Annotated in this window: 17 protein-coding genes; 12 read left to right on the plus strand and 5 right to left on the minus strand. The window is 66.6% G+C overall.

Annotated elements, in window-relative coordinates:
• Positions 1-9: 9 nt before the first annotated feature.
• Positions 10-1,377, minus strand: a complete 1,368-nt coding sequence (locus AC6H42_RS04495; RefSeq protein ID WP_057158482.1) for a UDP-glucose dehydrogenase family protein — start codon at positions 1,375-1,377, stop codon at positions 10-12.
• Positions 1,378-1,529: 152 nt separating this feature from the next.
• Here AC6H42_RS04495 and AC6H42_RS04500 point away from each other — a divergent pair, with 152 nt between their 5' ends.
• The 6 genes from AC6H42_RS04500 (at position 1,530) to AC6H42_RS04525 (ending at position 8,322) form a co-directional block, all read left to right on the plus strand.
• Positions 1,530-2,753, plus strand: a complete 1,224-nt coding sequence (locus AC6H42_RS04500; protein ID WP_057158481.1) for a glycosyltransferase family 4 protein — start codon at positions 1,530-1,532, stop codon at positions 2,751-2,753.
• A 41-nt stretch (positions 2,754-2,794) separates the two neighbouring features.
• Positions 2,795-4,009: a TIGR03088 family PEP-CTERM/XrtA system glycosyltransferase gene (locus AC6H42_RS04505; RefSeq protein ID WP_497547494.1), complete on the plus strand. Its 1,215-nt coding sequence runs from the start codon at positions 2,795-2,797 to the stop codon at positions 4,007-4,009.
• Positions 4,006-5,745: a glycosyltransferase family 39 protein gene (locus AC6H42_RS04510; RefSeq protein WP_082552222.1), complete on the plus strand. Its 1,740-nt coding sequence runs from the start codon at positions 4,006-4,008 to the stop codon at positions 5,743-5,745. The genes AC6H42_RS04505 and AC6H42_RS04510 overlap by 4 nt, the downstream gene beginning before the upstream one ends.
• A gap of 132 nt (positions 5,746-5,877) precedes the next feature.
• Positions 5,878-7,572: a methyl-accepting chemotaxis protein gene (locus tag AC6H42_RS04515; RefSeq protein ID WP_497547495.1), complete on the plus strand. Its 1,695-nt coding sequence runs from the start codon at positions 5,878-5,880 to the stop codon at positions 7,570-7,572.
• Positions 7,573-7,681: 109 nt separating this feature from the next.
• Positions 7,682-8,020 (plus strand): hypothetical protein, encoded by a 339-nt coding sequence (locus AC6H42_RS04520; RefSeq protein ID WP_057158479.1) that lies wholly within the window; start codon positions 7,682-7,684, stop codon positions 8,018-8,020.
• Positions 8,017-8,322 (plus strand): 2Fe-2S iron-sulfur cluster-binding protein, encoded by a 306-nt coding sequence (locus tag AC6H42_RS04525; RefSeq protein ID WP_497547496.1) that lies wholly within the window; start codon positions 8,017-8,019, stop codon positions 8,320-8,322. The genes AC6H42_RS04520 and AC6H42_RS04525 overlap by 4 nt, the downstream gene beginning before the upstream one ends.
• Here the strand turns inward: AC6H42_RS04525 and AC6H42_RS04530 are convergent.
• The gene (locus tag AC6H42_RS04530; RefSeq protein ID WP_057158477.1) at positions 8,319-8,651 is read right to left on the minus strand and encodes a hypothetical protein; all 333 of its coding nucleotides are present in this window, start codon (positions 8,649-8,651) and stop codon (positions 8,319-8,321) included. The two genes, AC6H42_RS04525 and AC6H42_RS04530, sit on opposite strands and share 4 nt — an antisense overlap.
• Before the next feature lie 95 nt (positions 8,652-8,746).
• Here AC6H42_RS04530 and AC6H42_RS04535 point away from each other — a divergent pair, with 95 nt between their 5' ends.
• Positions 8,747-9,016: a ubiquitin family protein gene (locus AC6H42_RS04535; RefSeq protein ID WP_057158476.1), complete on the plus strand. Its 270-nt coding sequence runs from the start codon at positions 8,747-8,749 to the stop codon at positions 9,014-9,016.
• A gap of 1 nt (position 9,017) precedes the next feature.
• Complete coding sequence (locus tag AC6H42_RS04540; RefSeq protein ID WP_057158475.1) at positions 9,018-10,106, plus strand: WD40/YVTN/BNR-like repeat-containing protein; 1,089 nt, start codon at positions 9,018-9,020, stop codon at positions 10,104-10,106.
• 4 nt (positions 10,107-10,110) lie between these two features.
• On the opposite strand, the gene AC6H42_RS04545 is transcribed toward AC6H42_RS04540, so the two are convergent.
• Entirely contained in the window at positions 10,111-10,725 is a 615-nt protein-coding gene (locus tag AC6H42_RS04545; protein WP_057158474.1) for a TetR/AcrR family transcriptional regulator, read from the minus strand.
• A 76-nt stretch (positions 10,726-10,801) separates the two neighbouring features.
• Between AC6H42_RS04545 and AC6H42_RS04550 the strand changes: the two genes are divergently transcribed.
• Positions 10,802-11,869, plus strand: a complete 1,068-nt coding sequence (locus tag AC6H42_RS04550) for an MBL fold metallo-hydrolase (protein ID WP_497547497.1) — start codon at positions 10,802-10,804, stop codon at positions 11,867-11,869.
• Between the two features lie 235 nt (positions 11,870-12,104).
• On the opposite strand, the gene AC6H42_RS04555 is transcribed toward AC6H42_RS04550, so the two are convergent.
• Together AC6H42_RS04555 and AC6H42_RS04560 are read right to left on the minus strand one after the other, a co-directional pair.
• The gene (locus AC6H42_RS04555) at positions 12,105-12,431 is read right to left on the minus strand and encodes a hypothetical protein (RefSeq protein ID WP_082552221.1); all 327 of its coding nucleotides are present in this window, start codon (positions 12,429-12,431) and stop codon (positions 12,105-12,107) included.
• Between the two features lie 143 nt (positions 12,432-12,574).
• A complete protein-coding gene (locus AC6H42_RS04560; protein WP_497547498.1) occupies positions 12,575-15,079 on the minus strand; it encodes a TonB-dependent receptor domain-containing protein in 2,505 nt (834 codons plus the stop codon).
• Between the two features lie 210 nt (positions 15,080-15,289).
• On the opposite strand from AC6H42_RS04560, the gene AC6H42_RS04565 reads away from it, so the two are divergent.
• The 3 genes from AC6H42_RS04565 to pgmB all read left to right on the plus strand — a co-directional run bounded on the left by AC6H42_RS04565 (position 15,290) and on the right by pgmB (position 19,417).
• Positions 15,290-16,297, plus strand: a complete 1,008-nt coding sequence (locus AC6H42_RS04565) for a LacI family DNA-binding transcriptional regulator (protein ID WP_057158471.1) — start codon at positions 15,290-15,292, stop codon at positions 16,295-16,297.
• Positions 16,298-16,409: 112 nt separating this feature from the next.
• Positions 16,410-18,746, plus strand: coding sequence for a glycoside hydrolase family 65 protein (locus AC6H42_RS04570; protein WP_082552220.1), 2,337 nt, complete (start codon positions 16,410-16,412; stop codon positions 18,744-18,746).
• A complete protein-coding gene (gene pgmB, locus AC6H42_RS04575; protein ID WP_057158470.1) occupies positions 18,743-19,417 on the plus strand; it encodes a beta-phosphoglucomutase in 675 nt (224 codons plus the stop codon). Before AC6H42_RS04570 ends, pgmB begins: the two co-directional genes overlap by 4 nt.
• Positions 19,418-19,424 lie beyond the last annotated feature (7 nt).

Here is a 19,424-nt window from a genome sequence, read left to right on the forward strand (position 1 = left end):
GATCCCCGCTCACGTATTCAGCGCGTGGTTGATGCGCCCTATGCCTTCATAGGACAGGCCGGCAGCGGTGACCGCTTCCAGGTCGTAGATGTTGCGGCCGTCGAACACCGCCTTGTCGCGCAGCGTGGCGGCCAGGTAGCGGAAGTCCGGCGAGCGGAACTCCTTCCACTCGGTCACCAGCACCAGCGCATCGGCGTCGGCCGCCGCTTCCTTGGCCGACGCGGCCAGGAACAGCAGGTCCTTGCAGCGCGCCTGGCCGTGTTCGGCCAGCAGCAGGCGCTCGGCCTCCTTGCTCGCCACCGGGTCGTAGGCGCGCACCTTGCAGCCGGCCGCGAACAGCGCGCGGATCAGCACCAGGCTGGGCGCCTCGCGCATGTCGTCGGTGTTCGGCTTGAAGGCCAGGCCCCACAGTGCGATGGTCTTGCCGTGCAGCGCGCCGGCGCTGCCGAAATGGCGCACCAGCTTGTCGAACAGCACACTCTTCTGGCGCTCGTTGACGTCCTCGGTGGCCTGCAGGATGCGCAGCGGCTGGTCGAAGTCGGCCCCGGTGCGTATCAGCGCCTTCACGTCCTTCGGGAAGCAGGAGCCGCCGTAGCCCATGCCGGCGTACAGGAACTGCGGGCCGATGCGCGGATCCTTGCCCATGCCCAGGCGCACCTGCTCGATGTCGGCGCCCAGCAGCTCGGCCAGGTTGGCCAGTTCGTTCATGAAGCTGATGCGGGTGGCCAGCATGGCGTTGGCGGCATACTTGGTCAGTTCGGCGCTGCGCACGTCCATCTCGATGAACTTCTCGTGCTGGCGGCTGAACGGCGCGTACAGCTGGCGCATCTGCTTGAGCGCGGCCGGGTTGTCGCTGCCGACGATGATGCGGTCCGGACGCGTAAAGTCTTCCAGCGCCGCGCCTTCCTTCAGGAATTCGGGATTGCTCACCACGTCGAACTGCACGGCGGCGCCGCGCCTGGCCAGCTCGCCGGCAATGGCGGCGCGCACCTTGTCGCCGGTGCCCACCGGCACGGTGGACTTGTCGACCACGATCACGGGCCGGGTGATGCGCTGGCCGATGCTGCGCGCCGCCGCCAGGATGTATTGCAGGTCGGCGCTGCCGTCCTCGTCGGGCGGGGTACCGACCGCGAGGAAGATCACGTCGGCGTGCTCGACCGCCTCGTCGTAGCTGGTGGTAAACAGCAGCCGGCCGGCGGCCGCGTTGCGCGCCACCAGCGCGTCGAGGCCGGGTTCATGGATGGGAATGCCGCCGCTGTTGAGGAGGGCGATCTTGCGCTCGTCCACATCCAGGCACAAAACGGTGTTGCCGACATCGGCAAAACAGGCTCCGGTCACAAGACCAACGTAGCCCGAGCCTATCACTGAAATATTCATTTATCGTGCCTGTAGACTGAACGCCGGTAGAGGCGAGAGGCGGATTGCGCTTGGCCGTCCAAGCGTAGCTCTTGCGTAATTGTACTTTCAATTTTATTATCAGTAAACGTGCCGCAGTGCGGCGTAACGCCCACCGGTTCTTACCTCAGAAAATGAAGCTACTCACCTTCAGCACCTTATTTCCCAACGAGCAACATGCAGGCCACGGCATCTTCGTCGAAACCCGGCTGCGCTACCTGTTGGCCAGCGGCAAGGCCACCTCCCGCGTTGTTGCTCCAGTGCCATGGTTTCCATCAACCAACCCGCGCTTCGGCGAGTACGCCAGCTACGCCAAAGTGCCGCGCCACGAGGAGCGGCACGGCATACGGGTAAGCCATCCGCGCTATATCAGCCTGCCCAAGATCGGCATGCGGGTGGCGCCGCTGCTGTTGGCGCGGGCCGCCAAGCGCGAAATCGGCCGCATCCTGGACGAGGGCTACGACTTCGACCTGATCGACGCGCACTACTTCTATCCGGACGGCGTGGCGGCGGTGATGCTCGGCAAGTACTTCAACAAGCCGGTGGTGATCACCGCGCGCGGCACGGACATCAATTTGATACCGCAATATTCATTGCCCAAGCGCATGATTTTGTGGGCTGCACGCAACGCACAGGGCATGATCACCGTGTGCCAGGCGCTCAAAGATGAAATGGTGCAACTCGGCGTGGACGCCGACCGGGTGACGCCGCTGCGCAACGGTGTGGATTTGCAACGCTTTGCACCGTTGCCGGAACGCGACGTTGTGCGCAGCGAACTGGGCCTGAACCGCTACACCTTGCTGTCGGTCGGCTACCTGATCGAGCGCAAGGGGCACGAACTGATCATCGCCGCGCTGCCGGCGCTGCCGGACGCCGAACTGCTGATCGCCGGCAGCGGCCCGGACCGCGCCAAGCTGGAAGCGCTGGCGGCGCAGCTGGGCGTGTCCGCACGCGTGCGCTTCCTCGGCCCGGTGGCGCAGCCCGAACTGAAGCGCTATTACAACGCGGCCGACGCCATGGTGCTGGCCTCCAGCCGCGAAGGCTGGGCCAATGTGCTGCTGGAAGCCATGGCGTGCGGCACGCCGGTGGTGGCCAGCAATGTGTGGGGCACGCCCGAAGTGGTGGCCGCGCCGGCGGCCGGCGTACTGATGCGCGAGCGCACGCCGCTGGGCGTGGCCGACGCGGTCAAGGCGCTGCGCGCCGCGCCGCCCGAGCGCGCCGACACGCGCCGCTACGCCGAGCTGTTCAGCTGGGACGCCACCACCGAAGGCCAGTTGCGCCTGTTCAGCGACATCCTGCAGGGCCGCAGCACGCCGGTGTGGCAGCCGGCCGGCGCGCGCCCCGGGGTGCGTCCATGAGCGTGCCCTTGAGTGTGCCCGCGAGTGCGCCTGGGATCGCGATGCATGCGGCCAGGCAGGCCGCCGGCGAGCCGGGCGGGGAACGCGCCAACGGGCCGGCCACGGCGGCGGCCGACACGCGCCCGCTGGTGCTGCACGTGATCCACCACCTCGTCATGGGCGGGCTGGAGAACGGCCTGGTCAACCTGATCAACACCATGCCGGCCGAGCGCTACCGCCACGCCATCCTGTGCGTGGAGAACTACAACGATTTCCGCCTGCGCATCCAGCGCCAGGACGTGGAAGTGTATGCGCTGCACCGCTCGCGCATCGGCATCTGGCGCATGCGGCTCGAAATGCTGCGCCTGTTCCGCCGGCTCAAGCCGGCCATCGTCCACTCGCGCAATATGTCCGGGCTGGACGCGCTGCTGCCGGCGCGCCTGGCCGGGGTGCGCGCCTGCGTGCACGGCGAGCACGGCTGGGACGTTGGCGACCTGGACGGCAGCCAGTGGAAACCGGCGCTGCTGCGCCGCCTGCACGCGCCGCTGATCGACCGCTACATCACCGTCTCGCAGGACCTGGCGCGCTATCTGGCGCGCCGCGTCGGCGTGGCGCAGCCGCGCATCAGGCAGGTGTACAACGGCGTCGACACCACGCGCTTCGTGCCGCGCGCGGCGGACGCGCCCAGGTCCGCGTTACCGGACGGCTTCGCCGGGCCGCAGCACATCCTGATCGGTACCGTGGGCCGCCTGCAGCCGGTGAAGGACCAGGCCACGTTGCTGCGCGCCTTCGCCCGCCTGCGCGATACGCAGCCCGGGCTGTGGCCGCGCCTGCGCCTGGCGGTGGTCGGCGGCGGCCCGCTGGAGCAGGCTTTGCATGACTTGGTGGCCGAACTGGGCCTGCAGCAGCAGGTGTGGCTGTCCGGCGCGCGCGACGACGTGCCCGCCATCCTGGCCAGCTTCGACGTCTTCGTGCTGCCCTCGCTGTCCGAAGGCATTTCCAACACCATCCTGGAAGCCATGGCCTGCGGCCTGCCGGTACTGGCCACCGGCGTGGGCGGCAACCTGGAGCTGGTGCGCGACGGCGTCTGCGGGCGCTACTTCAAACCGGGCGACGTGGATGGCCTGGCCGCCTTGCTGGCCGCCTATGGCGGCGACGCGGACCTGCGCGGCGCGCACGGCGCAGCGTCGCGCAAGATCGCAATGGAGGAATTCAGCATGGCGGCAATGGTCAACAACTACATGGCGGTGTATGACAGCACCGCACGGCACGCATGAGCACGGTGCACAACCACCGCAGCGCCGCCGGCGGCGCCGCCGGCCCCGGGCGCGCCGCCGCGCAGGCGGACGTGGCGCATGGCGTGCGCGCGCAGGGCGCGACCGCGCGCGGCACCTACTGGCTGATCCATCTGGCGCTGGCCGCGCTGGTCGGCCTGCTGTTCCTGGGCGCCCACGCCGACGGCTCCTACTGGTGGAGCGACGCGCCGCGCCACGCCCTGAACGGCGTGTTCGTGAAAGACCTGGTCGCGGCCGCGCCGTGGTCCGATCCGTCGCGCTACGCCTACGACTACTACGCACAGTATCCCGCGCTCACCATCCTGTTCTACCCGCCGCTGTTCTACGCCATCAGCGCGCCGTTCTATGCGCTGTTCGGCGTTTCCGAAGGCACGGCGCTGCTGGTGGTGGCGCTGCATTACGTGGCCTTCGCCTGGGGCGCATGGGCGCTGTTCCGCTGCTGGCTGCCGGCCTGGCCGGCCGCTGCCGCCGCCGCCATGCTGGCGCTGCTGCCGGAGATCGCCTTCTGGGGCCGCCAGGTCATGCTGGAGCTGCCCAGCCTGGCCTTCTTCATCTGGAGCGCCGCGCTGTTTACGCGCTACCGCCACACGGGATATCAGCGCCCGCTGCTGCTGTACGGCGCCGCCGCCTTGCTGCTGCTGGCCATGTATACCAAGCTGACGGCCGGCTTCCTGGCGCTGGCGTTTGCCGGTACCCTGCTGTATGAACGCCGCGCCGAGGCGCTGAAGGACCGCCACGTGTGGCTGGCCGCACTGGTCGCCTGCATCGGCCTGATCCCGCTGCTGGTGCTGACCGTGAAATTCGGCCAGGCCAACATCCAGTCCGCCTCCGGCATCAACGACTCGCTGGTGTCGCGCCGCTCGCTGGCCGGCTGGCTGTGGTATCTGCGCCAGTTCCCCGGCCAGCTGGGCTGGGCCATGCTGGCCGCCGGCGCGGCTGGCTTGCTGGCCGCCGCCGTGCCCGCGCTGCGCCGCCGCAGCCCGGACGGCATGGCCGCGCCGAACCAGGGCGACAGCGTGTTCTGGCTGTTGTGGCTGGTGGCCGGCTACCTGTTCTTCTCGGCCATCGACCTGAAGGAAGCGCGCCACAGCGTGTTCATCCTGCCGCCTGTGGTGCTGGCCGCCGCCTTGCTGCTGATGCGGCTGCCGCAGCCGCGCTGGCGCGGCGCCGCGCTGGCCGCCCTGACGGCGGCGGTGGCGCTGCAGACCGTACTGATGCGGCCGGTGGCCTATGTCGGCGGCTACGCCGAGGCCGCCAGGTTGGTTGCGGAAAAAGCCCCCAAGGACAGCAGCGTGTTGTTTTCCGGCTACCGCGACGGCTCCTTTGTGTTCAATATGCGCACCCACGAGGAGCGCCGCGACCTGACCGTGGTGCGGGCCGACAAGATGCTGCTGAATGTGGCCGTGCGGCGCGAGCTGGGCGTCAAGGAACACGACTTGAGCGAAGCCGACATCCTCAGCCAGATCAACGCGTTGAACGTCAGCTACCTGGTGGTGCAGCCCGGTTTCTGGAACGACCTGGCGGTCATGCAGCGCTTCGAGCGCGTGCTGGCGGCTGGCCAGTTCGAAGTGGTGGCACGCATCCCCACGCCCAACAATGTGCGGGCCTACGAGAAGGAACTGGTGATCTACCGCAACAAGGCGCCGTCCGGCCGCCGGGCCGGTCCGCGCCAGCTGGACCTGCCCATCATCAACCGGTCTATCAATGCCGGGAATTGATGCTGACCGAAAATAATTTCCGATTGCAACAATTGGTGACAATCTGGGGTGAATCGCTGGCTATACTGAAGTTTCCCAGCGAGCCCCCACCCCCGTCTCGCGTATCGAAAGCCTACCCGACAAGGATATGCGATGCGCCAGAATACTCCCGTTACCCAGAATGAATACGTGCTCGAAGACGGCAAGACCATCGTATCGACCACGGATTTGCAGGGCAATATCAATTACGCCAATCCCTATTTCATCGAGGTGAGCGGTTTCACCGAAGCCGAGCTGCTGGGTGCGCCGCAAAATATCCTGCGCCACCCGGACATGCCGGTGCAGGCGTTCGCCGACCTGTGGGCCACCATCAAGGACGGCATGCCGTGGACCGGCATGGTCAAGAACCGCTGCAAGAACGGCGACTTCTACTGGGTGCTGGCGAACGTGACGCCGGTGATAGAAAACGGCAAGCCGGTCGGCTATATGTCGGTGCGCACCAAACCCAGCCGGGAGCAGGTGGCGCAGGCCGACGCGCTGTACCGCGAAATCAAGGCAGGCAATCCGAACGGCGTGCGGATCCGCAACGGCCGGGTGCTGCGCAGCGGCGTGCTGGCCCGGCTCAATGAGCTGCGCAAGCTGTCGGTGGCCAGCCATCTCGGCATCAACTGCGCCTGGCTCACGGCCAGCATGCTGGTGTTCGCGGTGGCCTTCTGGACCATGGACAGCCGGCACGGCGCGTGGCTGGGCGCCGGCGCGTTGCTGGCGGCTGCCATCGTGCTGTATTTCTGGTACAGCCTGCACCGCGCCATCGTCGGCCCGCTGAAGCGCGCCACGCTGGCGGCGCGCAAGATGGCGGGCGGCGACCTGACCGGCGTGATCGACGTGCCGCGCGACGACGACATGGGCCAGTTGCTGGCCGCGCTGCGCCAGATGAACGTGAACCTGCACAGCATCATCGGCGATGTGCGCAGCAATTTCGACGAGATCAAGCAAGCCACCACCGAGATCGCCAGCGGCAACCAGGACTTGTCGGGCCGTACCGAGTCGCAGGCCAGCAGCCTGCAGCAGACCGCCGCCAGCATGGAGCAGCTCACCACCAATGTGCAGCAAAGCGCCACCAACGTGGCCAGCGCCAACGAGCTGGCCGAGGCGGCCTCGCACATTGCTGAGCAGGGCGGCAGCATCGTGTCCCAGGTGGTCACCACCATGGACGACATCAGTACCTCGTCGCGCAAGATCCTGGACATTATCGGCCTGATCGACGGCATCGCCTTCCAGACCAATATCCTGGCCCTGAACGCGGCGGTGGAGGCGGCCCGTGCCGGCGAGCAGGGCCGGGGCTTCGCGGTGGTGGCCGGCGAGGTGCGCAACCTGGCGCACCGTTCGGCCAGCGCGGCCAAGGAGGTAAAGCAGCTGATCGACCTGTCGATCGCGAAGGTCAATGCCGGCACGGTGCTGACCGGGAGCGCCGGCGCCACCATGAACGAGGTGATCAAATCGGTCAGCCGCGTCACCAGCGTGATGGACGAAATCTCCACCGCCACCAAGGAGCAGGGCAATGGCATCGTGCAGGTGAACCAGGCCGTGATCCAGATCGACGACATCACGCAACAGAACGCGGCGCTGGTGGAGCAGGCTGCCGCCGCCGCCACCAGCCTGGCGCAGCAGACCGAATGCGTGGCCCAGGCCATGGCCGTGTTCAAGCTGCGCGAGCTGTCGGCGCGCCGCGTGGCGCCGCCGGCGCCGTCAGGCGCGCTACGCGTCTTCCCCTCCAGCGGCCGTGCGATCCCGGCGCCATCCGCGCCGCCCGCTGCCATCCGCGCCAAGGTGCGCCAGCTGGCCTGACCGAGTTGTCTCCTCCCGCGCCCTGCCGCGCGTTGTCCCCGGTGAAGGACGTGCAAGGTCCGCTAGAGGTCGGTGTAAGATAGCGGAGTAATTCACCGGGGAAATTTTCATGCGTTTGACCATCCTGCCGGCTGCCGCCACGGTTGCCACCTTAGTTGCCATTTCGCTTGGCGCCACCGCAGCGTCCACGCCCGCCGCCGATCCACGCCTGGACGGCATCAAGCAGATCGAGCGCAGCGCCTGCGTGCGCCTGGGCAATACCGGGCCGGGCGCACCCAAGAACCTGAAGCTGGTCCCCAAGTACTGCGCGTGCGTGGCCAAGGCCTACTGGGACAATATTCCGAAGGCCGAGGTCGACGAACTCATGAACAACGGCCAGTCCGCCGCCGTGGACCAGCGCAAGGACCAGCGCATGGCCGCAGCGCGGGCGGCCTGCCAGGCGACATGAAGGTCAGCCTGACCATCCAGGGTTGGGAATTTGACGCCGGCGGCGGCAGCACGCTGCTGATGGCGGCGCAGCAGGCCGGCATCCGCCTGCCCAGTGCATGCCGCAACGGTACCTGCCGCACGTGCATCTGCCACATGGGCAGCGGCAGCGTGCGCTACCTGGTCGAGTGGCCTGGCCTGAGCGCGGACGAAAAGCGCGAAGGCTACATCCTGCCCTGCGTGGCCGTGGCCCAGTCCGACCTGGAACTGGCGGTGCCGGCCGCGCGCCGCATCGCGCCGGATCCCGGCGCGCCGCAGCCTTAGCCGCCGGCCTGCGAGCCGCCGCCGGTTTCGCCCCGGCGCAGCCGGCTCAGCAGTGCATCCGCGCTGCCGCTCAGCGGCAAGCCGTGCTGGCGCAGCATCTGAATGTGCAGCACCAGGTTTTCCAGCACCAGCTTGGCCGCCACCGCCATCAGCGTCAGGCGCCGGTCCTCCTCGCTGAAGGACGCCATGGCGTCCGCCATGTCCACCAGGTGGCTGGCCACCAGGGCGCGCAAATCCTGCTCCGCGAAGGGCAGGTCGGCGAAATCGATCGGGTCTTCCTGCTCCACTTCCAGCATCAGCGCTTCCAGTTCTGCACGCGAGATCGCCATCTGTTGCTCCTGAGGTTGCCCTGCCTGCATTTTAGACCTAAGCTGGTCCGATCCGCGCTAGAATTTCCGGTCCAGGAGCACGGTTGGAGCCATTGATGGCGCACATCATTTTTACTCAGCAACTTGCCCGTTTCCTGCCCGTGCCCCGGCTCGAGGTGCAGGCGGCCGACCTGCGCGGCGCGCTCGACGCCGCCTTTGCCGGCAACCAGCGCCTGCGCGGCTACGTGCTCGACGACCAGGACCGCCTGCGCCAGAACGTGGTGGTGTTCATCGACGGCCAGCGCAGCCGCGACCGCGAACGGCTGGACGATGCATTGCGTCCCGATTCCCAGATCTACATCTTGCAAGCACTTTCAGGAGGCTGACATGGCAGACCGCGCGTATCTTGCAACCCGCAAGGGCTTGTTCGAGCTGGCCGCAAAGAACGGCGAATGGAAACTGGAAGGGCGCCACTTCCTCGGCGAGCCGGTCAGCCAGGTGCTGGCGGACGAGCGCGACGGCGCCCTGTACGCGGCCCTCAACCTGGGCCATTTCGGCGCCAAGCTGCACCGGCGCGACGCCGGCAGTGCCGAGTGGACCGAAGTGAGCGTGCCGGTCTACCCGCCCAAGCCCGAAGGCAGCGAGGACCAGACCGACTGGACCCTGCGCCAGATCTGGTGCCTGGAGGCGGGCGGCAAGGACGAGCCGGGCGTGCTGTGGGCCGGCACGCTGCCGGGTGGACTGTTCAAGTCCAGCGACCGGGGCGACAGCTGGCAGCTGGTGGAAGCGCTGTGGAACCTGCCCGAGCGCACCCAGTGGATGGGTGGCGGCTATGACGCGGCCGGCATCCACAGCGTGTGCGTGGACCCGCGCGACAGCCGCAGCATCCTGGTCGGCGTGTCGGTCGGCGGCGCCTGGCTGACCACGGACGGCGGCGCCAGCTGGACCCTGCGCGCCAGCGGCATGGTGGCCGGCTACATGCCGCCCGAGCTGGCCGAAGACGGCGTGGCGCAAGACCCGCACCGCATCGTGCGCTGCGAAGCCGAGCCGGACAAACTATGGTGCCAGCACCACAGCGGCATCTGGCGCAGCGTGGACAACGGCGCGCGCTGGACCGAGGTGACGCAGGTACAGCCGTCCAGCTTCGGCTTCGCCGTGGCGGTGCATCCGCGCGACGGCGACACGGCCTGGTTCGCGCCCGGCGTGGCCGACCAGCAGCGCATTCCGGTGGACGCGGCCATGGCCACCACCCGCACCACCGACGGCGGCGCCACGTTCACGGCGCAGCGCAACGGCCTGCCGCAGGAACACTGCTACGACCTGGTGTACCGCCATGGCCTGGCGGTGGCCGAGGATGGCAAGACCTTGTTGATGGGATCGACCACCGGCGGCGTGTGGCTGTCGGCCAACGGCGGCGACTACTGGCAGACCATCTCCAGCACTATGCCGCCGGTGTACGCGGTCAGGTTCGGCTGACCTGCTAGCTGGCGTAGTAAGCCAGGAACATCTCCACCGCCGTCTGCACCAGGGCCGCTTCGGCAGCCGGTTCCAGCACCGGCTGGCCCATGGTCACCTGCGGCCAGAAGGCGAATGCCTTCAGCTGGCCCTGCAGCAAATGCGAGGCCAGTACCGGGTCCATGGGCTTGAGCTTGCCGTCGGCCTGCGCCGCGCGCAGCCAGGCCGCCACGCCTTCCTCCTTGTCGGCCAGCCTGGCCACCATTTCCTGCGCCCGTTCCGGGCGGTGGATGCCCTCGGCGATGGCGACCCGCGCCAGGTCCAGGAAATAGCCGTCGCGCAGCAGCGCCATCTTGGCTCCCATCAGCTCCAGCAATTGCGCGCGCAGCGGCTGGTCAGCGCGGTAGCGGAACGCCTGCAGGGCCGCACTACTGTCCCACAGTTGCTGCAGGATATGGGCGAACAGCTCGTCCTTGCTGGCAAAGTGGTTGTAGACGGTGCGCTTGGACACGCCGGCGGTGGAGGCAATCTTGTCCATGCTGGTGGCGTCGAAGCCGTTGGCGCGGAATTCCGCCACCGCTGCGGCGACGATGGCCTGGCGCTTGCGGTCGGTAAGGCGGGAGGCTGGGGGAGTAGGCATGCAAGTATTTTACACCCGGCAGTTTACTTTCTCAAAAAATGAAACTACACTGTGCAGTATACTTTTGAGGCCGCCGATGAAACGCCTTGCACTGCTCACCTTACTCCTGGGAACCCTGACCATGGCTTACTGCACCTTGTCCGCGCACGAACTCGACCACGTCTCGCCGCAGTACAGCGACGGCGCCTTCCGCAACCCGGTGCCGATGCACAAGACCGGCTTCATGGGCGGGATGCGCATCCTGTACCGGATGGCGTTTGCCAAGCCGGCCGACACCGCGCCCGCCAAGGCGGTGCCGGTGCACGCGATCACGCGCGGGCAGTTGCTGGCGGCGCCGGACAACAGCGTGTTTCGCCTGGGGCACTCGACGATACTGCTCAAGCTGGACGGTCAATTCTGGCTGACCGACCCGGTATTCTCGGAACGGGCATCGCCGCTGCAGTGGCTGGGGCCGCAGCGTTTCCACCAGCCCCCGATCAGCATCGCCGAGCTGCCGCCTATCAAGGGCGTGATCTTGTCGCACGACCACTATGACCACCTCGACCACGCCGCCGTGCTGGCGCTGGCGGCCAAGACCGAACACTTCCTGGCGCCGCTGGGGGTGGGCGACACCCTGGTCAAGTGGGGCGTGCCGGCAGCCAAGGTGCAGCAACTGGACTGGTGGCAATCGACCGCAGTCGATGGCGTGCGCCTGACCGCCACGCCGGCGCAGCACTTCTCCGGCCGCAGCCTGACCGACCGCAACAAGACCTTGTGGGCGTCCTGGGTAATCCAGGCTGGCGGCCAGCGCATCTTCTTCAGCGGCGACACCGGCTACTTCAAGGGATTCAAGGAGATCGGCGACAAATACGGCCCATTCGACCTGACGATGATGGAAACCGGCGCCTACGACCCCCAATGGCCCGACATCCACATGCAGCCCGAAGAGACGATGCAGGCCCACATCGACCTGCGCGGCAAGCTGCTGATGCCGATCCACAACGGCACCTTCGACCTGGCCATGCACGCCTGGAACGAGCCGTTCGACCGCATCAGCGTGCTGGCCGGGCAGCGCGGCCAAGTGCTCGCCACCCCCGAAATCGGCCAGCAGCTCAACCTGCGCCAGATCCCCGCCACCGGCAAATGGTGGCAGCAAGTGCTGTAAGCCCCACCGAGCTGAGCCGCATCCGCCAAACTTCGGGGTCAGACCCCGAGGCGGTGCGGATGCGGCTCAGGCTGCTTGTCGGCGCTGTCTTAGCACTGTCAGATGGCTGCGTGGCGGCCGCAGGGCCAAATCTGACTTTGTATCCCGGCGAAGCGGACTGTGCACCACTTCGGGGTCTGACCCCGAAGTGGTGGGAATGCGGCACAGCTTGCCCGTAGGAGGCGGCTGAGGCGGGTCAGACGATGATGTTGATGATGCGTCCTACCGTCTGACCTTGGGTGTTGAGCTGGGGCGCGCGGGGGAGTGCGTCGAGGTCGGTGGGGACGGGCTTGGCAATGGCTTTGTCGAGCTGCACCGGGGCGGCTGCGACAGCAGTCGCGCTTTCGGCCTGGCGGCTTTCTTTTTGACGGGTGCTGAGCTGTTCCTGGTCCTTGGCCAGCTGGACCCGGCTGTCCTGCAGCCGGCTGGCGTCCTGGTCCACACGCGTCTGGTCCTGCTGGACTTTGCGTTCAGCAACCGCAACCGCATTGCGCAGCGTATCGACGGACGTGACGGTAGCCACGGTGCACCCCTTAGAGCGGACTTATCTCAAGCGTAGGCGAAAAGTAGCGCAGTTGCAATAGTCGCGCAGACAAAAAAGGGCAGGGCCGGAGGGGAACGGCCTTGCCCAAGACTACAGGGAGTAATGCCGGCTGATCGCCGTGTTTAGAACCGGTACAGCAGCGAGCCTTCCACCGCGCGCCCGAACAGCGGACGCGCATTGACCGGGCCGCTGTTGCCGCTGGTCAGGCGCGAGTTGCCTTCGGTCAGGCCGAGCTCGTTGTTGACGTTGGTGGCCGCCACCCGGATCTCGATCTTCTCGCCCAGCGAGAACAGCGCGCCCAGGTCCACCGTCTTGTACGACGGCAGGTATTGCAGGTTGGCCTGGTCGGCCCAGCGGTCGCCGATCTTGGTGAAGGTGCCGTACAGCTTGACCGAGTTGTCCTCGCCCAGCGGGATCTTGTAGGTCGGCGTGAAGCGGAACTGCAATTTGGGCTGGCGCTGAACAGTCTTGCCTTCGGTGGCCGGATTGTCCTTGTATTCGGACTTCTGGTAATCGCCCGTCAAGGTCAGCGTCAGGTTGCGCACCGGGCGCAGCGACACTTCCCACTCCAGCCCGTTGCCCTTGGAGCCGCTGGTGGAGTTCAAAATGCTGCCGTTGGACAGGATCTGCTGGAAGGCAATGCCGTCGAACTCCGTGTGGAAGGCGTTGATGTAAGCGCTGTACAGCTCGCCCACCGTCTTGAAGCCGATCTCCAGCTGCTTGATCTTGGGCGTCGGCAGGATGCCGCGGTCGTCCACGTTCTTCTGGCTGCCGGCGTTGCGCAGGTCGTCGAAGGTGATGAAGGTGTGGCCGGTGTTGGCGCGCGCGAACACGCTGGCGTCCTTGCTCAGCTTGTAGTTGCCGCCGATGGTGAAGGAGCTGGCGGTGTCCTTGCGGCCCAGCGCGGTGTACGCGCCGGAGGGCATCGAGGTGCCGTTGTTGTACACGGTCAGCGGGTTGTTGTCGGTGTCGCCGGCGATCAGGTTGGAGATGGTGCCGTCGATCTTCTGCCGCTCGCGGCGCGCGCCCGCGTCGACCTTGATGCGCTCGTTGACTTTCCACTCGTTGCTGACGTAGAAGGCGGTGTTGCTGCCGTCGTACGACGCGTTCGGCGCGTAGAACACGTTGCCGTCGGTGCCGTTGTTAGACACCACCACGCCGTTGTTCAGCTTGACGTTGATCAGGCTGGCGTTCGGCACCGCCGTCATCAGGTGGCTGTTGCCCAGGTACCAGACGTCGTCCGACGAGTAGTTGGCGAAATACCCGCCCACGGTGACGGTATTGCCGGCCATCCATTCGCGGCTGATGCGCAGCTCGTCCGTAAACGATTTCAGTTTCTTCTCCACCGCCCACAGGCCGGCCTGCACCACCTGCGTGCTGTCGGACACGGCGCCGCCGCCGTTGACGAAGGTGGCCGCCGCCGACGTGGCCGGACGTCCCGCTGCCGCCAGGGTGGCCGCGCTGCCGTTGGCCGAGGCGATGGCGGCCGCGTTGTAGGCACCCATGGTCAGCGGATTGTTGCCGGTAAACATGGCGATGGTGTTCATGTCCGCGTCGAAGCGGTTGAACTTGTTGGACACGGTCCAGCCGCTGAAGGTCTGGTCGAACTCGGCGCCGAACACGTTGCCTTTCAGCCCGCGGCCGTCGCCCAGGTCGTAGCTCAGGGTCTTGCCGGGCGCCGCTTCGATGGTGAAGCGGCGCATTTCACCGCTCATCAGGGTGCCCTTGAGCGGGTCGAAGCCGGGGAAGGCGCTGATGCTGCGGCCCTCGTTGGCCGAAATCAGCGGCACGCCGGTGTAGAAGGCGTTCTTGTCGCTGGTGCTGCGCGCGTACAGGGTCAGTTCGCCCTGGTCCAGCTTGCGGGTCAGGGTGGCGGTGATCTGGTGCCCGTCGTCGGCCGGGAAGCCGGCGTTGCGCACGCCGTGCGCGGTGCGGTAGAAGCCGCCGACGCTGCCATACCAGCCTTCGCTGATTTTGCCGCCGTAGAACAAGTCCACGCGGCGCAACTCGCCGGTGCCGGCGGTGAAGCGCAGCGTACCCTCCGGCGTCTCGCCGCCTTTTTTCAGGATGAAGTTCATGGTCGCGCCCGGCTGGCCGCTGGAGAAGATGGTGCTCGGGCCGCCGCGCAGCACTTCCACGCGCTCGATGGTGTCGTCCAGGCGGAAGGCCGACGAGCCTTCGAAGAAGGACAGCGTCGGCACCGGATAAATGGGATTGCCCTGCATCTGCACCGATACGAACGGCGAATCGGAGCCGGACGGGAAGCCGCGCACTTCGATGTTGGCGCCGGACTGGCCGCCGGTGGCTTCGGCGTACACGCCGGGCACCAGCTTCATCACGTCGGCGGTGCTGCTGGGGGAGGCTTGCTTCAGCTGCTCTTCATTGGCGGTGGTGATGGAAAACGCCGAATCGAGCTTGCGCACGCCGCGCGAGGCCGCCACGCCGGTCACCACCACTTGCTGCAGTTCGGCGGCCACGGAATCCTTGGCCGGGGCGGCTGGCGCTGCAGGGGCTGTTGGCGTGGCGGCCGGCGCGGCGGCAGCTTCCTGCGCCAACGCCGATTGATTCATCAACGACAGGACGGCCAGCGTCACTGACGACAACAGGAACTTGTTCGAGCTGTTCATATGCTTCTCTTTCTTATCGAGGTAATCGTGCTGTCTCCTGGACATGATGCCACTGTCCACACGCTTCGCAGAGGTCATTGCTGCGAGAGTGTAGTCATTAAATCCACAAATGATATCGATGTCAATCAAAATGTTATCGATGTCATTTTTCTGTTGCATACGAAAAAAATCTGGCATAATAAGTTTCAGAACTGACGAAAAGACAAATGCATGCCTGCACCAAAGACTGGAATCCGCAACAGCGACGCGGGCCTGACCATGGAAGACCTGGCCAAGCTGGCCGGCGTGTCGAAGATCACCGTGTCCCGCGCGCTGCGCGACAGCCCGCTGGTGACCCCGGAGACGCGCGAGAAAGTGCGCCAGATCGCCAGCGAGCAGGGCTACCGCCTGAACGTGAGCGCGCGCAATCTGCGCATGCGCCGCAGCTATTCGGTGGCGGTGGTGGTGGAAATGACGCCCGTGAAGGGACGGCCGATGTCGGATCCGTATCCGCTGGAACTGCTGGGCGGCATCACCCAGGAATTGACGACAGCCGGCTACAGCGTGGTGCTGACTTCCAAGCAGTTGCTGGACACGGCGCCGGTGCAGGGCGCGGACGGCATGATCCTGCTGGGCCAGGGCTCGCACGGCGAGGCGGTGCACGCGCTGCAGCGCACCGGCCTGCCGCTGGTGGTGTGGGGCGCGCCCGAGCCGGGCGGCGACTACATCGTGGTCGGCTCGGACAACCGGGCCGGCGGGGTCAGCGCTGCGCAACGTTTTATCGACCAGGGCCGCCGCAAGCTGGTGTTCCTGGGCGACGTGGACCACGCCGAGGTGCAGGAGCGCTGCGCCGGCTTCATCGACGCCATGGGCGGGCAGGGCACGGTGCACATCATGCGGCCGAAGGCGTTCACCTTCGAGGCCGGCTTCGATTGCATCTCGGCGCTGCTGAAAAAGAAGGGGCCGGTGGTCGACGGCGTGTTCGCCGCCAGCGATTCGCTGGCCATGGGCGCCATCCGCGCGCTGGCGGAAAAGAATATGCGGGTGCCGGAGTCGGTGTCCGTGATCGGCTACGACGACACGCCGAGCGCCGCCAGCTTCGTGCCGCCGCTGACCAGCGTGCACCAGTACCTGCGCGACGGCGGCGTGCTGCTGGCCAGGAAGATGCTGGGCCTGATCGAGGGCCAGCCGGTGCAGTCTGAAATGCTGCCGACCACGCTGATGGTGCGGCAGACCTAGAAGCAATTGCTACCCCCGGGGACGGACCCGGCGGGTCCGACCCCAGCCTGCGCGGCTGGTTTTTTTGGACCGGTGTCCAAACCGGTTTGAATCACCGAAAAGGAACAATATCGTGCCCGTTGACGCCCCAAACCACACGTATCCGCTGGAACCCTGGTGCATACGCGAAACCGCCTTCGACACCGAGTCGCACTTCCTCGATGAGACGCTGTTCGCGCTGGGCAACGGCTACATCGGCCTGCGCGGCACGCACGAGGAAGGCTACACGGGGCCCAAGGGCAGCTCCCTGGACGGCACCTATCTGAACGGCTTCTACGAATCGGAAGCCATCCACTACCCGGAAGCGGCGTACGGCCTGGCCAAGACCAACCAGTTCATGCTGAACGTGCCGAACGCCAAGGGCATCGCGCTGTGGCTGGAGGACGAATGCTTCGATCCGCTGCAAGGCACCCTCGACAGTTACGAACGCGTGCTGGATTTCCGCACCGGCGTGCTGCGCCGCACGCTGGAATGGAGCTCGCCGCAGGGCCGCCGCGTGGCCATCGCCAGCCGCCGCCTGGTCAGCATGGCGGACAAGCATCTGTTCGCCATTGAATACGAAGTGACGCCGCTGAACTTCTCGGGCAAGGTGGTGCTGGTGTCCAGCGTGGACGGCGCGGTGAAGAACCTGGAGGCGGGCGACGATCCGCGCGTGGGCTCGGCCATCAGCGGCCAGTCGCTGGCGCTGGTGGCCGCCGAGCAGGCGCCGCACTTCTCGGCGCTCACGCAGCGCACCGTCAACAGCGGCTTCCGGCTGGTGAGCGCGGTGCAGACCGAGATGCGCGGCGTGTTCGAGCTGGCGCAGCCCAGGAACGGCGCGGGCGATCAGCGCCTGGAGCAGGCCTACACCGTGGCCGCCATGCAGGGCGAGGTAGTGCGGCTCACCAAGTACGGCAGCTACCACACCTCGCGCGACTATCCCGAGACCGAGCTGCTGCCGCGCGCCAAGGCCACGCTGGCCGCCGCCGCCGCGAAAGGCTTCCGCGCGCTGGCGCAGGAGCAGGAGCAGTACCTGGCCGACTTCTGGCAGCACGCCGACGTCGAGATCAGCGGTGACGACGCGCTGCAGCAAGGCATGCGCTTCAACCAGTTCCACCTGCTGCAGTCGGCTGGGCGCGACGGCAAGACCAACATTTCGGCCAAGGGTGTCACCGGCGAAGGCTACGAAGGCCACTATTTCTGGGACACGGAAATCTACATCTTCCCCTTCTTCCTGTACTCGAAGCCGGAGATCGCCAAGAAGCTGCTGGAGTACCGCTACGCCGGCCTGCCGCTGGCGCGCGAGCGGGCGCGCCAGATGTCGCACGCCAAAGGCGCGCTTTACCCCTGGCGCACCATCGCCGGCGTGGAATGCTCCGCCTACTATCCGGCAGGCACCGCGCAATATCACATCAATGCGGACATCGCGTACTCCATCAAGCTGTACATGGAGGCCACGCGGGACCAAGCGTACCTGCTGCAATACGGCGCCGAGATCGTGCTGGAGACCGCGCGCATCTGGATGGGCATCGGCGCCTATGACCGCGCCGGCCGCTACTGCATCAACGAGGTGACGGGGCCGGACGAGTACACGGCGCTGGTCAACAACAACTACTACACCAACGCCATGGCGCGCATGCACCTGAACTTCGCCGCGTCCATCGCCGAGCGTCTCGCAGCGCAGCAGCCGGCCGAATTCGCGCGCATCGCCGCAGCGGTGCAGCTGGACCCGGACGAAGCCGCGCAATGGCGCCGCGCCGCCGCGCAGATGCTGCTGCCGTACGACGAAGCGCTGCGCATCCACGCGCAGGACGACAGCTTCCTGGACAAGAAGGTGTGGGATTTCGCCAACACGCCCAAGGAAAACTATCCGCTGCTGCTGAACTACCACCCGCTGGTGATCTACCGCCACCAGGTGTGCAAGCAGGCCGACGTGGTGCTGGCGCTGCTGCTGCTCAGCGATGAATTCGAGCAGGACGACAAGCGGCGCGACTTCGACTACTACGAGAAGGTGACCACGCACGACTCCTCGCTGTCGTCCTGCATTTTCAGCATCATCGCGGCGGAAGTGGGCTACCAGGACAAGGCCTACGACTACTTCATGGAGACCGCACGCCTGGACCTGGACGACACGCACGGCAACACGCACTACGGCGTGCACACTGCCGCCATGGCCGGCACCTGGATGGGCGTGGCCTACGGCTTCGCCGGCATGCGCGTGGTGGACGGCGCGGTGCGCTTCGCGCCGGCCTTGCCGAAGCAGTGGCAGCACTACCAGTTCAAGCTGCACCTGCAAGGCTGCCTGCTGCAGGTGCGCGTGGAAGCTGGCCGCACCGCCTATACGCTGCTGCAAGGCGACGCGCTGGCATTTACCCATCGCGGCCAGCCGGTTGAACTCAGCGCCGCCGCCAACGTGAAGGAACTCGCATGAGCAGCAATGACAGCAAATTCGACGCCGTGATCTTCGACCTGGACGGCGTCATCACCGACACCGCGCGCTACCACTACCTGGCCTGGAAGCGCCTGGCCGAAACCCAGGGCGTGCATTTCGACGAAGCGTTCAACGAGCACCTGAAAGGCATCGACCGCATGGGTTCCCTGGAGCTGATTTTGGCGTCGGCCAGGCGCAGCTACGCGCAGGAGGAAAAGCTGGCGCTGGCCGACGAGAAGAACAAGCACTACGTCGAGCTGATTTCGACCATGTCGCCGGCCGACTTGCTGCCCGGTGCGGTGCAGGCGCTGGACGCGTGCCGCGCGGCCGGCCTGAAGATAGGCCTGGCCTCGGTCAGCAAGAACGCCTTTGCGGTGCTGGCCATGCTGGGCATCACGCGCAAGTTCGACTACGTGGTGGACGCGGCCAGGATCGCCAAGGGCAAGCCGGACCCGGAGATTTTCCTGAAGGCCGCGTCGGAACTGGGCGTGTCGCCGTCGCGCTGCCTGGGCGTGGAGGACGCGGTGGCGGGCGTTGCGTCCATCAAGGCGGCCGGCATGACGGCCCTCGGCGTCGGCGACCCCGCGGTGCTCACACAGGCGGACCGCGTGATACCGGGCCTGGATACGTTCAGCCTCGATTTCAGTCCCGATCCCGGTCCGGCCGAATAAAACTACA

The sequence above is a fragment of the Massilia sp. NBRC 108631 genome, from assembly GCF_059704565.1.